Consider the following 13,802-nt stretch of genomic DNA (forward strand, 5'->3'; position numbering starts at 1 on the left):
AGTTCTTGCTTGGTCGCAGAACCACTTACCGGAGACCTCTTCAGTTATCGATCACCGCCACGCCGTGGCCTCAACCGGGCGACCGCCTTTTGAAACACGCCTTAGATGAGAGCGCTGTCCAAACCCCAGCAGTCACACGGTCATCGGCACGTCCGCATACCGAGCCGCCGGGTGGGACTGTCACGCTGCATAGCGAGCTGATCGCGGCATCCGGATGGTGGCCAGCGAACTCGGTTGCCGCTCTGTCGCTGCCTGTGACACGGTGCAGATCCCCGACCCCCGCTCCGAGGCCCAGATGACGATCTACTTCTACGGTGCCGACGAGGTTCCGTACGGCTGCTTCTCCAACTTCTCCGGCCACGGCTTCGACCTCGACGGCCACTGGTGGACGACCTCCGAGCACTATTTCCAGGCCCAGAAGTTCCCCGGTACCCGCCACGCCGAACTCATCCGGCGGACGGCGACCCCGTTGCGGGCCGCCGAGCTGGGCCGCGACCGGTATCGGCCGCTGCGCCGCGACTGGGAACGGGTCAAAGACGACGTGATGCGCCGGGCCGTGACGGCCAAGTTCACCGCCCACGCCGACATCCGCGCCATCCTGTTGGACACCGGCGACGAGGAGATCGTCGAGGACACCAGCACTGACCACTACTGGGGACGCGGCCGGAGTGGCACCGGCAAGAACATGCTCGGACGGATCTTGATGCGCACCCGCACCCAGCTACGCGCCGACCTCACCCAGAACGCCAACACCCAGGGCCGCCGACAGCGGCGATAGCACTGAGCGCAACCATCGCGAACGCGCTGTCCGCGGCATGTGCGGTGCGCCGCGAAGCGCCCTGTTGTATCCCCAGCGCAGCTGGGAGCAACTCGAAGGGAGGTTCCTGGGTCTGATGGCTTACCTGGATCGAAAGGTGAAGGGGACAAGAGCATGCCACGATGTCCCGCCTCGGCGAGAATGGACACCGCGGAGCCCAACTAGCCTCAAGGAACTCGCACGCTCATGATCGCACTCCTTGCTGAGGACACAGATTTCGAGCCGTCGCCTCCGTATCTGTTTGAGCCATCGCAGCGCGGGTCGGGCGACGTGCTGAGCGAAACGGACCTGCACTACACGGTCTTCCGCTCGTACGTGACGCTGGCCTTGTCCGGCACGGCTGTCATCGGTCCTCGCCGCCGCGTTCCGCTGTTCGACTTCCTCGTCTCCGTCGCCCGGCTGATCGCTGCGCTGCGCGCGGATAGGGCGTACACACTGACCTTCACCGAGGCGGCCGACGTCGTCGAGTTCCGCCCCGTGGCCGGCGAGCGAGTGGAGGTTGCTGCCACTGATCCATACCGCTGCGATGACCATGGCGTCCGGCTTGCGGACCCTGAACCGGATTGCTTGGCCCAGGTGGACCGGCCCGAGCTCCTGGAAGCCCTGACAGGATTTCTTTCGTACGGCCGGCAGCAATTGCTTGACAACGTTCCTGGGCTTGATCGCAGCCCGTACGTCGGAGAGCTGTTCGTCCAGGAATAGTGTGTTCCAGCCCGGCACTGGCGGCCGAGCGGGTCATCAAGCGACACCAGTCGATGCAAGTTCAGTTACCACCAAGGAGCCGTGCACGCTCATCGGCATCCGGTAGCCGTCCTTTCACTGGCTACCGCTACTCAACGTAGCTGCGACCTGGCCGGCGGGGCCGGGCCTATGCGTCGTGGTGACTGTCGAGGCGATCGGCACGGCCGCCTTTGCGCTCGGATGACCTGCGGTCTGTCTGGTTGGGGTCGCCAAGGTGACTTTGGAGTCACTTAGAGTAACTCGCCTGGATGCAGAAAAGGGCTGCCGTATCCCTGCCTGGGGCGCGGCGTAGGGACCGGCCAGGCTGGTGGCATGTGGTCGTCTTCATGCGCCCGGACAGCGTCGCTCCCGTGCTGCGGCTGGGCAGATAGCAGTCGGTGCATACGGGCTGAGCCCGGTGCCCCGGGCGGCTGGTGACATGGGAAACCGCCCTGGACGAGCAGCAATGTGACGGCGGACCCGGTGAGCGCACCGTAGACGACGGCCAACCGGGGTTCGGTAGATGTGGTGGCCAGACTGGTACCGGCGGAGGCTGCGGTGCGCTGTTCGCTCGTGCTCTGCATCAAAGGTCCTCAATGCAAAAAAGGAAGAGCAACCCGGGCACGGCCGTCAGGCCGTGCCCGGGTGTGCGATGTCGAACAGGGCCGGGCGTCGTGTCAGTTGGTGAGAGCAGGTTGACGGTTACCGGTCTACGGCCGGTGTCCGGTGCGGCCTTGCCGGCAGGCTCGAGAGGCCGTAACCACCGTGGACGACCGGTCGCAGCCTCCGATCGGGGCGCAGCAGCTCCTGGCAGCCAGCTGATGGTGCCGCTGCAGGTGCACCTTGAAGTGTCTGCGGCACACCGTGTGCGGGAAGCCGGAGCTATGCGTTCGGCACCCCTCGCCCAGTGCGACTCACCGTCGAGCCAGGGTGAGCAGACGCCGGTGGGCGCGGCTCTTGAGCTCGTCGTTGCTGCCTTCGAGGACGGCAGTGGCGCGAGCTGCCAGGTTGTTGCCGCGCAGCGACCCTGTCGGGCGGATGCCCTGCTTCCAGTCCGCGTACTCGGTGACGGCGCGTTCGGCGGCGTAGCCGGTATTGCCCAGCTGCGCAGCGTTGACGGTGTAGAGGTCGACCAGTTCATCGATTCGTCGGCGGTGACTGTTCTTGGTGCGGGTAGACGCGTCTGCGGCCGGGGCCGGCCACAGATCGTCGAGCACCCGGCGGTAATCAGCCAACGCCAGATCGGTGCGGGCCAGTGCCTCTTCCTCGGCGGCGAACTGTTCGAAGTACGTGACGGACAGACCGAGCGTGCGGCGCGCTTCCTCGATACGGCCGAGGGCGTTGCGGGTGTGGCGTACGCCCCAGCGGGTGACCGCGTCGCGTAGCGCGAACCGTTCGGTGTTGCGGCACACCGGCCGCCACGGGGTGACGACCACGTGGAACGGGCTGGTGCCGTCGTGGCTGTTGAGCGCCACAATGAACGGGACGATCTCGTCCGCCACCCCCGCCGGGTCGATGGTGACGGTGTCCGGCAGCCGCATGCAGACGAACACGCCGCGGCCTTCGCGTACGGCGCCGGCTGACTCCCAGATCACGTCGTGGCGATCAACGAGGTCCTGCAGGAACCCGAACGCATCGCGGTTCTGCAGCACTTCGTAGCGCCGTCCGACGACGCCGAGTCCGGCGCCGGTGTCGTCGCGCACGGTCACGAACTGCTCCGGCAGCAGCCGATTGGGTCCCTCGAGGCTGTTGCGGAACTCGACCGGCCGGCGGGCCACGTCGAAGTCGATGCCGCCGAGCCGGAGGACGTCCTCGACGTTGCTGGTGCCGCCGGGCACAACGTTGCCCAGTTGGTGCCAGGCGGGCACGCTGCTGTAGAGGGCCGCCTGGCCGCGGCTGGTGTCCAGGCCATGCTGGGGCAGGAGCTGTCCGTCCTGCTGGTGGATGAGGATCTCGCCGTTGTCCCAGCTGCCGGGGTCGTTGATCCGGAATCGGCCGTTGCCGAGGGGAACCAGGGTGCCGTCGGCGACGCGGGCGTCGATGTCGGCCTGCCGGGCTGCGGCGGCCTGGAGCTGTCCGGCGCGTTCGGCGGCGAACGCCGCGTTGACGTCGCGGGGCGGTGTGGTACTGAACATTGGATGGTGCTCCTTCCGGGCATATGTGTGACCCGGGCGCCCTGCTGGCGTCCCGGGTGTGGTGCTGAACCGGTACGCCGTTGGGGCGTGACGTGCGATGGAGCAGCTACAGCGGCGCCGAGGCAACGGCGATGCCGAACAGCCGTCGACGATCGGTCATAGGGCTGGGCAGTGCCGGCCGAACCCTGTGCCGAGCTGACCGGCAGGACCGTGGCGGTCACGCCGCGGACCATCGACTGACTGGTGCGTCCGTGGGCGCCACCTCGAGCGAGGTGTGCCACCGTGGCGTGGTGGCCAATCCGCGGTCGCCGCACCGGCGATGGACGACAGCCCGATGTCGGTATCGGCGCTCGCCAGGAAGACGGCCACGTGGCTGTGGCTCGCGGGTATACCGGCGGCGCCGGTCAACGGCGCCAGATCGTGGGCTGGATCAGGTGTTGTCGGCGGCCGAGCGGATCATGACCTGCCACAGGTGCGGCGGGATGCCGGACTGCAGCACGTCGCCGAGCAGGTGCGCGAGACCGAACTGCGGGTCGGCCTGCAGGGCCCGGTCCACGGCGATGTTCGCCAGCGCACCGTCACCGGCGAGGTAGGCGGTGACGGCGAGCAGGCAGGCCGGAGCGGCAGTGGTGTCCGGCATCGCTCGGCGGGTCACATCGATCCACAGCTGCCGCTGCGCTTCACTGCCGTCGCACGCGCTCAACGCGAACCCGCGGACCTCGGGCAGGATGAGCACGGCCGTCAGCCACGCCACCTCCTCGTCGGACAACACCGCACCGCGGCCGGCCGCCTCATGGGCGTGTTGCACGGCGGTGACACCGCAGTGCACGACCGCGGCACCCACGGATACCGTCTCGTCGTCGACCCCAGAGTCGGGGTCGTCGCGCAGCACGTCGTGCAGGCGGCGCAGCGCATCACAGGTCACGGTGTCCATCCGGTCCCGACCCGGCCCGGCGATCGGCGCGATGAGCTGCTCCAGCGCGGCCCGACTCGGCAACGGTGCGACGCCGGCGTAGGTGGCTTCGGCCGGCACGGCGCTGGCCGTGACCTCGTGGGGCGCCCGGTCAGTGGCGCAGTTCGGGTCATCGCACAGGGAGAAGTAGCGGTTGCCGTCGACCCGCAGCATGTCGAGCACGTCCACCGGGGTCGCGCGCAGCCCGGTCGCGAGCGCGGCGACGGCCGGCTCGACCCGATCGGCTGGACCGTATCCGACCAACACTGCCGCCGAGCCGTAGCCGGCGAGCCGGGCCGCAGCTGCCTGCAGTTCCTCGGCCGCCGTGGGTTCGGGCAGGTCGAAGCGGAGGATGCAGTTGAGCATCCGATCGTGCAGGGCGAGACAGACGATGCTGTTGTCCGGGTGGAACCCGACGAGGTAGGGGACCGCGGCAACCAGGTCCTCGCGGTTGGTGATCCGGATTCGTTCGGGTGTGCTCACAGGTGGCTCCTCCTTTGAAGGCTTTCCCCGCCATGTGGCGGCGGGCGGACTGGGACCGGTCGGCCCAGCCTGCCCGTCGGCACATGGATGGGGCCGAGACCCGGACACAGCGGCCCGGCATTGGGCGGCCGTGCATACGTGTTCCCGACGGACGTACGCCGCACGCGATCGAGCGATGGCGATCGCGACTCATACGCGTAAATGCACGAGTCAGCTGGTGGCACAGGAGAAGATCGATGGCTGTGCCAGTGCCTCGAGCGCGACCGCAATCGGCTGCTCGACACTGCGTAGCGCGCAACCGGCATGCCGCACGGGTCACTGGGGCCCAGTTGGCGAACGAGGAGGTGCAGGCATCGTCTCGCAGCGAAAGGTCGTCGACATCGCCAGGAACGGCATTGGCCGACAGCGACGACCCTCAGTTCGCCCAGGCCATCGTCTGGCCCACGTACGCCCCGCTCGACGGCACCTGGCTGCCTGGAAATGTCGGCACCCGGCATGATCGATCCGGTCACGGCAGTGCAGTGGTACGCCGACCTCGGCGATGCGCTGGACCAGTAGCAGTGCCGGTGGATGCGTGCATCCGGACCCGCTTCGTTGATCATGATTTGGTGAGGTCGACCAGGCGCGCTTGGAAAAACGGGACCGGGTCGACCGCGTTGTCGTTGGTCGCGGGAGCGCCAAGATGCGCCTCCAGGTGCAGATGCGGACCGCTGGAGTGGCCGCTGGAGCCGACCAGGCCGATCACCTGCCCGACGGCGACGCGCTGCCCGACGTCGACCACAGGCCGCGACACCATGTGGCAGTAGCGGGTCACGGCCTGATCGGCGTGCTGAAGCTCGACGTACCAGCCGCAGCCGCGCACGGCGACCGGGTCACCGTCGACGTCGCAGGAGTAGGACCCGCCGGTGGCCAGGTGGGCGTTGCACCGCACGGTGATCACGATGCCGCTGGCGGCGGCGTGGATCGGGGTGCCCTTCGCGGCGGCGATGTCGACGCCGGCGTGCAGGGCCCCGTCGCGCATGCCGAACGGTGACACGATCGGCCCGTGGACCGGCTTCATCCAGCCGGCCACGTCGGCGCAGTCCTGCGCGCGGCCGCTGGCGATGTCGCCCGCGGTGAGGCCGGACACCGCGGCGACGACGGCGGTCGCGTCGGGTTCGTGCTTGGCGTATGCGTCCGGGTAGGCCGAGCGTTGCACGGCCTGCGCGGCTCTGGTCAACGGCAGGGTCTGCCAGCCCGCGACGGCGAGCAGCGCGTCGTAGAACCGGCCCGACGCGTACTCGGGGTTCATAATCTGCTCCGGCGTGCCCCACCCTTGACTCGGCCGCTGCTGGAACAGGCCGAGGCTGTCGTGGTCGTTGTCCGGCCCGAGATCGCCGAGGTTGCGCAGGTTGGACTCCTGTATCGCCGTGGCCACCGCGATGACCGCTGCACGGATCGGGATGCCGCGGCGGACACCGACGTCGACGATGATGCTCGCGTTGTGCAGCTGGTCGGCGTCGTAGCGGCTGGTCGAGCCGGGCACAGCCGGCAGCAGCGCACACCAGGACGCGGCGCCGCCGATACCGGCGATGCCGGCCACGCACAGGAACGCGACGCCCACGACGCAGGCGGCGATGATGCCGAGCAGCCGGGCGGTCATGACCGGCCCCGAGAATCGTTGGTGTGCATGGGTCTGCCCTTCTGCGATCGTGGGGGCCGGGCGGTAGCCGGCAACCCTCCCGGGCAGGTCGTGGTGCGGGCGGCGGCGTGCGGCCGGTCCGCCCGCACCACGGCGGGTTCAGGAGGTCGCCGGCAGCACCGGCGCGTGGCCGTTGCTGCTGGAGGTGAGCGCGGCGGTACACACCACCGGGGTGGCGGGGGAGTTGCGCAGGCCGGCCTGGCCGGTCTGGCGGACGCGCTGGACGGTGCAGATGGAGACGTCGAACTGTCTGGCGGCACCGTCATTGGACGCGGCCCGGCCCGGTCCGGTCGCGGCGTCAGCAGCGGGTGGCGAAGCGGCACGCCACCGCAACATCGTGGTGGCGTCCTGTGCACTGGATGTCGCCGAGCCGCCGCTCGGGGTCGGCGGTCTTGTGCCGCATGGCCGCTTCCAGCGCATCGATCTGTGAGCCGTACAGGTGCTCGTAGTGACGCTGGTTGTCGGCCTGGTCCGCGGTGACCCGATGGTGGGGGAACGCAGCCAGCCACATCCGGAAGTACAGGCCAGCAGCGGCGCCGTGCATCGGGGCCAGCTCGCTGACCTGCGACAGCGCCAGGCAGAGCTCGGCCGCGGTGGCCGGGCGCAGATCGCCGCCGGCGGCGACCCGCTCGAGCAGTTCCCGGGCGTGGGCGCGGTAGACGAACTCCGTACCCATGCCCCGGCCGACCGTACGCGGCGTCAGCACGCCGAACGCGTGAAAGAGCAGGTCGGCGAGGCCCGGGCGGCGGCGGGCGGCGGCGGCGATCTCATCCTCCGCCCAGCCGAAGGCGGCGAACAGCGGCGCGGTGTCGGCTTCGATCAGCGCGAGCAGCACGGCCGGATCGCCCGGAACGGGCTCGCGGACCGCGGGGGTCATGTCGTGCATGCGATGCTCTCCATCCACTGTGGATGGACATCGCCGACCGGTCGCCCTGTCAAGGGCGACCGAAGCCGGCGATGCCCTTGAGGGGTCTTGGGTTGCGAGTGGCTGCGGCTGACGCCGCGGGTGTTCCCTTGCCGACACGTCCGGCCGGGTCGCAGCGGTGCGAGCCGATGCCGGCGAGCAGGGCGCCGTACGTGTCGCCGCCGGTGTGCCTGGTGTCCGGCGCGTCGCAGGACGGGCCGACGAACCAGTCGCTGTCGTCGTCGGCGCGTAGGACCAGGTCCGGCTCGACCCGCGGGCAGACGGGCAGGTCGCGGCGGCGTTGCCGCGACTGCTGGGCCGGGACCCGGGCCGGCCCGTGGCGCGGGCCGTCGTCGCCGTGCTCGGCATGCCAGCACACGTCGGCGGGCAACAGCCGGAACGGTCAGCGGTGGCGGGCCGGTCAGGTCCCGGCGCACCGCTAACGGTCAGGAGTGGAAACTCCAGGACCCGGGCCGGGGTGCATCGAGGGGGAAGCTAGGCCGATGCTCGTGGTCGGCGAGGACCGCGGTGGCGTGCGCTGCGTGCGCGATCCCGTCGTCGGCGATCGCGGCGGTGCAGCCGTCGCCGGCGGCGCAGCGGCGGGTGGCGCCGTGGAACACCAGCGCGTAGGTGAACCCGCTGCTGGTGTGGGCCAGGAGGCTGAGGTTGCCGTCCCGGCGCACGTGGGTGTCGGCGCCGAAGGTCATCGACAGCAGCCTGGCCAACGCGGCCAGCCAACTGCTGCTGGCCGTGAGGTACTGCTCGGAGCCTGGGCCGTAGCAGGTGGCCAGGGCCTGGACGTGGGCGGTCGCGGCGGCGATGACGTCGACCGCGTCCCGGGTGATGTGCAACTGCAGCAGATCCGGTCGCCGGTCGGTGCGGGGCAGATCGGGTGCCAGGGCGGCCGGATCGTCGTAGGTGCCCGGCAGCATGGTGATGAGTTCCATGGCCAGTTCGGGGCCGGTGCCCCAGGCGGCAGCCCGGTCGATGACCGCGCCGGTGATGGCCTGCCACTGCCAGCTGGGGATCTGGAACCGGCTCGGGTCGAGCTGCTGCCCGTCGGGCACGGTGGCGGTGCTCAGGCCCAGGTCGGCGAGCAGGGCGTCGTACACGGCGCCGACGACCGCGACGAGCACCTCGCCGGTGGAGTCGGCGGCGTCGACGCGGCCGACGATGGTGGCAAGCTCGGTCTCGGTCAGCGGGCGGCGGATCGGGTTCATGGCGAGCAGGGTCATGACGGCACCTCCAGGTGATGGCGTTGGGCGGGGTAGATCTGCATGCACGTGCGGTCGAGGTCGATGACGAACAGGGCCGCGCCGGCGGCGACCGCGTCGACGAGCCGGGTGTGCAGGCTCGCGCCGTCGGGCTGCGACTCGAGCAGCGGCAGCGGCTCGCAGAAGTCGTCGCCGCCGACATCGCAGGAGACGGCGTGCTTGGACATGGCGGTGCGGTAGCCGCGGGCATGCACGACGTGCAGGCGGTTGCTGCCGGTCGGGTGCGGCTGCGCCGGCAGCCCGTTGGACATCAGGTAGAGCCCCTCGTCGCCGGCGAACCACAACGCTGGTGTCGGCGTCGTGCCGTCGAGCACGTCGATGAACGACGGCTTGTGGCGGGGCGCGGCGACGGCGTGCTCGGCCAGTGCCAGCACGTCACGCAGGGCAAACAGCAGCCGGATCACCGGTGCACCTCGACGGTAGGGATCTCGGGCAGCCCGACCTGGCAGCGCCGGTTGCAGGCGGGGCAGTAGATGGCGAGGCCCGCGCAGGGGCAGCTGCCGTCGGTGCCGCCGTCGTCGGACGCCACGCAGTCGCGGCAGCGGCTGATCATGCTGTGGCCGGGGCCGCACACGTCGGCGATCCGCTGCTCGGTGCCGTCGGCGGCGCGCAGGTGGCGGCCGCCGTCCCAGGTCCACGTGTGCCCGGCCGGGCACCTGAGCTGGATCGTGGAGCTGGTGCGCCAGTAGCCGTCGTCGGTGGTGGCGTCGGCATACACCACGGGGCTGCCACCGTCGACGCTCACCAAAGCCAGGGCCTGCCGGAAGAAGCCGGTGTCGGCGGCGAGCACGATCGTGACCGGCTTGGTGAGGCACGCGTCGTCGTGCTCGATCACGTCCCCGTCGCCGACCGCGTAGCCGCGCGCGGCGCACCACAGCCGCATCCGGGCGGCGGTGCCCATCGCCGGCCAGGACTCGGCGAACACGTCGCAGCGGACGAAGTCCTCCAGCTGCGAGCTGAGCTCCGGCTGGTGCGCGCCGATGCGCTGGTCCAGCCACGCGCGGGTGTCGATCAGGTAGTACAGGTGGTGCAGGGTGACCGTTTCGGCCATGAGGTCTACCTCCTCGGGATCGGGAGGCGTGGACAGCACCTGCCGCAGCCGGTCCCGCCCACGCCCGGGTACGGGGGAAGGTCAGGACTGCGGTTCGCGGTCGGTCTGGGCGCCGATGAGGACGCTGACGCCGCGCACCGCGGGCCGGCCATGCGAGCGGCCGGGGGCGGCGGCGTCGAAGCCCTCGAAGCGGCGCCCGTAGTCCAGGCCGAACACGCTGCTGCGGGCGACCTGGTCGTCGACAAACGCCTGCACATCGATGCACAGGTGCTCGCCGTCCTGGCCCGCGGCCACACCGAACACCTGCACGATCGGCTGCTTCGCTCCGCCGGCGAACGTGACGAGCAGGGTGTGGCACTGCTGGTCGGTGGTGTCGAGGTCGACGACGGGGCGGCCGCATCGGGCCATGAACTCGGTGAACGTCTGCACTGCCACGCTCTGGGCTCCTCTCGGACAGGAGCGGGCGCGGCACATCGGCCGTGCCCGCGGATGGGTCATGCTTGGCCGGGCATCGGCCGGAAACGGATGGTGCTGGTGGTGCAACCGCAGCGGCCCCGGGCGCCGGGGTCAGGCCGCCGTCAGCGGCGCGGCGATGGCGTCGGCGAGCAGAGCCGCTGCCTTATCGAGGACGCACCGCCGGCCGCAGCGGTCGAACAGCGCGTCGCGGGTGGTCCAGCAGCCGGCGGCGGCATGCTGCTCGACGATGACGCCGTACACGTCGAGCCACGCGCGCCACTCGTCATGCTCGCCGGTCACGACGCACCCGCCGGTGACCCGCCGCGACGGCGGCAGTCACCCGTATCGAAGACGATCACGGCCAGTTCCTGGCCGGTGACGTGTCGGATCGCGGTGGTGCCGTGCACCAGACACGTACCGCTCGAGCCTCGCCCCTGGTCGAAGTACGCCAGGCGGCCAGAATCCGGTCGGCGTGGCGCAGCCGGCACAGCCTCGTCGCCCAACTCGCACCGTGCCCGTCAACGAGCAGGGCGGGCGCAAGGGCATCACCGTACGGCTGCCCGGCATCTCCGTCGCCGACGAGCCAGGCTCGCCAGCCGGGGTGCCGCCCGTCGGCGACGGCCATGCCGTCACGCACCCGTCTGCCCCTCCTCAATGGCGCCGGCCCACCACGACATCCGCTCGCCCTGCGCGGCTAGGCCCGGTGCGGCGGCGTCACCGCCGGCCAAGGCGGCGAGCAGGACCGCGGCCATCTGCCGGTGAGTGCGGGCCACACGGCCGGAGCGCAGGTCAGTGCCGGACACGACACGGATGCCGTCCAGGTACACGGCGTAGATCCAGCCGGTGTCGGCATATGCCCGCCCGACGGTGCCGCCACCGAGCGCGGCGAGGGCAACCGTCAGCGGCGGCTGCCCGCCGACGAGCGGAGGAACCTCGAAGATGACCTCCGGTTCGGCCCGGTAGACGTCGAAGGCGTCGACCGTTTCGGCGACCGGGCCGCGGTCCGCCAGGGCGTCCATCGGCTGCCCGGCCATGGCCGCCAGGTCGGAGTCGTGCAGGCACGCCCCCTCGGCCACCGTCGCGGTCAACACCCGCGGCGCCGACGCCGACGGCGGGGGCAGCTCCTCCATCGTGTACGGGACGAGCGGGTCACCGTCTGGGCCGGTGCCGTCCGACCCGTCCGCCTCGGCCTCGTTGAACGACAACACCTCGCGTCCGCCGCCCGTCTCCGTGGCGGTGCGCCGGTCGCGGCGCCGGTGGGCCGGGCGCACGCCGTGCGGCAGCGGCAGACCGTCGCGGTCCGGGTCGTAGACCTGGATGCCGGTCCGGCGGTCCTTGGCGGTGAACATGGCCAGGCTGGCGCAGCTGAGCAGCTGGTGCGGGTCGCCGCCGGGCAGCTGGCTGATGCCGACACTGACCTCGACCGGCCCGACGAACCCGGCCACCGCTGCCGGCGCGGCGAACGCCGCGGTGAGGCTCCCGGCCAGCTGCTGCGGGGTGCGGCGGGTGATGACGACGAACTCGTCACCGCCGAGCCGGGCCACGACATCGCCGCCGCTGGCCGCTGCGCGCAGCCGGCGGCCAACCTCGGCCAGGTAGCGGTCGCCGGCCGCGTGACCGCCGGGGCCGTGGTTGATGTCGTGCAGCCCGTCGACGTCTGCCAGCGCGACGCTCAGCGCGACGTCGGGGTCGGCGCCGGCGATGGCGGTCTCCGCGACGCGGCGTACCGGCAGGCCGGTGACCGGATCGGTCAGCGCCTCGGCCAGGTGCTGTCGCAGGTCGCGGAGGTGCCATGTCGCCCGGCCCAACCCGGCCAGCGCGAGGAAGGCCGCGGCGACCAGGACGTACATGGCCAGCATGATGGCCAAGCCGGCCAGGGCAATGTGGTCGGCGACCACCACCAGGGAAAGGACGAGCAGCAGCAGGGCGGCAGCGATCAGCAACAGGCTGGCGCAGATGGGCTGGCGGCCCGGAACGGCTCGCCGGTCGTCGGACATGATGAGGCTCCTTTGTGCAGGGATGCTGAGGACATGGCGGAAGGCCGGCCATCCGTGGGAGGACCGGCTGCGCGGTGGTGCGGGTGCTATCGGGTCGCGATGGCGACCAGCAGATCCGCGCCGGCCAGACGGGCGATGTGCTCGTTGGCCTGGCGCAGGTACTCCAGGTGCTCGGTGTAGCGGACGCCAGTGGGGGCCAGGATCTGGCCGTCGAGGGTGAGCATCCGATCGCAGGGGACGGCCTGCAGCCAGCCGTAGGTGGCGTAGGCCTGAGGGCCGGCCTCGAACGCTTCGAGGTGCTCCAGCGGCAGATCGCACAGCCGGTTGTGGTGGCTGTTGTAGGTCACCATGCGGGCGACGCGGGGCTGGCTGTTGAAACCGTGCCGGGCGTGATCCCACGTGTACCTGTCAGGGTTGACCGTGAAGCGGTCGTAGAAATGCCACCAGGGCCGGGCCGCGGGGCTGCCGGCGACGATCTGCCGCCACAGCTGCCAGAGGTCCCCATACTGCTGGGACACCTCGGCGCGCATCCGCGCGAGGTCCAGCAACCGAACCGGGCCGCCGGCAGCGGTGCCGCCCCAGGGCTGGACGAGCTTGGCCTTCCGCCGTCGTGTGGAGGTGAGGAAGTGGGCGACCGGGCCGGCTTCGGTGATGCCGTGTGCGGCGAGCAGCGCCGCGGCGGCGGTGGCGATCTGGTCGCTGGGCGTGGCCTTGGGTAGGCAGACGGTCACGACCTGGACGTCGGGCACGGTGAGGCCTCCAATGTGGAGAGTGAATGGGGGAGTGGCGCACGGCACCGCTGGCTCGCGGGGGCCGGTGTTGGATGGCGTGCGCGTGTGGCGTGGCCGCTGGTGGTACGACGCGATGCGACCGCGCCGATGGGCGCGCAGATGCGCCGTGGGGCGCCGGGGGTGGTGCCGGTGGTGGTCCGGTTGGGCGGGGGCAGGTCACGGGCAGTGCAGGCCGACCGGCCGATGGCGGGTGGGCGGTTGCTACCGCGGTCGTGGGCGCCGGGCCCGATGGGTGGTGCTGATTGGGGGTTCTCGATGAGAAGGCTTCACCGTATCGGGCGCACCCAACAGCCGACCCCACCGATGATCTCGGCCGAAGGCGGGCTGAGCAGCAACATTGAGTCGGCCAGGCATCAGCGGTGAACCCGTGTTGGCTCGGGCGAACAGCTGTTGGGTGCCCGTGTAGGCCAACAGCCCTTGGGCGCAGCCACCGTCCACAGCCCACCTTCTTATCTGGACAATTATGGAGCCGCGGGTTCGTGAGCTGCGGCGTTGATCCTTTACGTTGGCCGCGTGAAGGTCCGCAAGATCGTTGGTGCGG

15 protein-coding genes are annotated in these 13,802 nt (G+C 70.6%); 2 read left to right on the forward strand and 13 right to left on the reverse strand.

Features of this window, described 5'->3' with window-relative positions; translation table 11 throughout:
• The first annotated feature begins 262 nt into the window (after positions 1-262).
• Both ybiA and ABD352_RS19530 read left to right on the forward strand, forming a co-directional pair.
• Positions 263-778 carry a riboflavin biosynthesis intermediates N-glycosidase gene (ybiA, locus tag ABD352_RS19525; protein ID WP_344613846.1) on the forward strand — a complete coding sequence of 172 codons (516 nt, stop codon included), beginning with the start codon at positions 263-265 and terminating at the stop codon, positions 776-778.
• A gap of 225 nt (positions 779-1,003) precedes the next feature.
• Positions 1,004-1,519: a hypothetical protein gene (locus tag ABD352_RS19530; RefSeq protein ID WP_344613847.1), complete on the forward strand. Its 516-nt coding sequence runs from the start codon at positions 1,004-1,006 to the stop codon at positions 1,517-1,519.
• A 932-nt stretch (positions 1,520-2,451) separates the two neighbouring features.
• Here ABD352_RS19530 and ABD352_RS19535 read toward each other — a convergent pair.
• The 13 genes from ABD352_RS19535 to ABD352_RS19595 all read right to left on the reverse strand — a co-directional run bounded on the left by ABD352_RS19535 (position 2,452) and on the right by ABD352_RS19595 (position 13,219).
• A complete protein-coding gene (locus ABD352_RS19535; protein ID WP_344613848.1) occupies positions 2,452-3,672 on the reverse strand; it encodes a DUF932 domain-containing protein in 1,221 nt (406 codons plus the stop codon).
• A 430-nt stretch (positions 3,673-4,102) separates the two neighbouring features.
• Positions 4,103-5,107, reverse strand: a complete 1,005-nt coding sequence (locus ABD352_RS19540; RefSeq protein ID WP_344613849.1) for a DUF4192 domain-containing protein — start codon at positions 5,105-5,107, stop codon at positions 4,103-4,105.
• Positions 5,108-5,705: 598 nt separating this feature from the next.
• Positions 5,706-6,749: a M23 family metallopeptidase gene (locus ABD352_RS19545; protein WP_344613850.1), complete on the reverse strand. Its 1,044-nt coding sequence runs from the start codon at positions 6,747-6,749 to the stop codon at positions 5,706-5,708.
• 138 nt (positions 6,750-6,887) lie between these two features.
• Complete coding sequence (locus ABD352_RS19550; RefSeq protein WP_344613851.1) at positions 6,888-7,124, reverse strand: hypothetical protein; 237 nt, start codon at positions 7,122-7,124, stop codon at positions 6,888-6,890.
• On the reverse strand, positions 7,087-7,674 hold the full coding sequence (locus ABD352_RS19555; protein ID WP_344613852.1) for a hypothetical protein: 588 nt from the start codon (positions 7,672-7,674) through the stop codon (positions 7,087-7,089). The genes ABD352_RS19550 and ABD352_RS19555 overlap by 38 nt, the downstream gene beginning before the upstream one ends.
• Positions 7,675-7,723: 49 nt before the next feature.
• Positions 7,724-8,083, reverse strand: a complete 360-nt coding sequence (locus tag ABD352_RS19560) for a hypothetical protein (RefSeq protein WP_344613853.1) — start codon at positions 8,081-8,083, stop codon at positions 7,724-7,726.
• Positions 8,084-8,138: 55 nt separating this feature from the next.
• Positions 8,139-8,927, reverse strand: coding sequence for a hypothetical protein (locus ABD352_RS19565; RefSeq protein ID WP_344613854.1), 789 nt, complete (start codon positions 8,925-8,927; stop codon positions 8,139-8,141).
• On the reverse strand, positions 8,924-9,370 hold the full coding sequence (locus tag ABD352_RS19570; protein WP_344613855.1) for a DUF3085 domain-containing protein: 447 nt from the start codon (positions 9,368-9,370) through the stop codon (positions 8,924-8,926). The genes ABD352_RS19565 and ABD352_RS19570 overlap by 4 nt, the downstream gene beginning before the upstream one ends.
• Positions 9,367-10,017, reverse strand: coding sequence for a hypothetical protein (locus ABD352_RS19575; RefSeq protein ID WP_344613856.1), 651 nt, complete (start codon positions 10,015-10,017; stop codon positions 9,367-9,369). Before ABD352_RS19575 ends, ABD352_RS19570 begins: the two co-directional genes overlap by 4 nt.
• Positions 10,018-10,098: 81 nt before the next feature.
• Positions 10,099-10,452, reverse strand: a complete 354-nt coding sequence (locus ABD352_RS19580) for a hypothetical protein (RefSeq protein ID WP_344613857.1) — start codon at positions 10,450-10,452, stop codon at positions 10,099-10,101.
• 132 nt (positions 10,453-10,584) lie between these two features.
• Positions 10,585-10,773: a hypothetical protein gene (locus ABD352_RS19585; RefSeq protein ID WP_344613858.1), complete on the reverse strand. Its 189-nt coding sequence runs from the start codon at positions 10,771-10,773 to the stop codon at positions 10,585-10,587.
• Positions 10,774-11,102: 329 nt separating this feature from the next.
• Complete coding sequence (locus ABD352_RS19590) at positions 11,103-12,470, reverse strand: GGDEF domain-containing protein (protein WP_344613859.1); 1,368 nt, start codon at positions 12,468-12,470, stop codon at positions 11,103-11,105.
• An 86-nt stretch (positions 12,471-12,556) separates the two neighbouring features.
• Positions 12,557-13,219 carry a hypothetical protein gene (locus ABD352_RS19595; RefSeq protein WP_344613860.1) on the reverse strand — a complete coding sequence of 221 codons (663 nt, stop codon included), beginning with the start codon at positions 13,217-13,219 and terminating at the stop codon, positions 12,557-12,559.
• Between the last annotated feature and the right edge of the window lie 583 nt (positions 13,220-13,802).

The organism is Dactylosporangium salmoneum (assembly GCF_039532525.1).
Lineage (GTDB): Bacteria > Actinomycetota > Actinomycetes > Mycobacteriales > Micromonosporaceae > Dactylosporangium > Dactylosporangium salmoneum.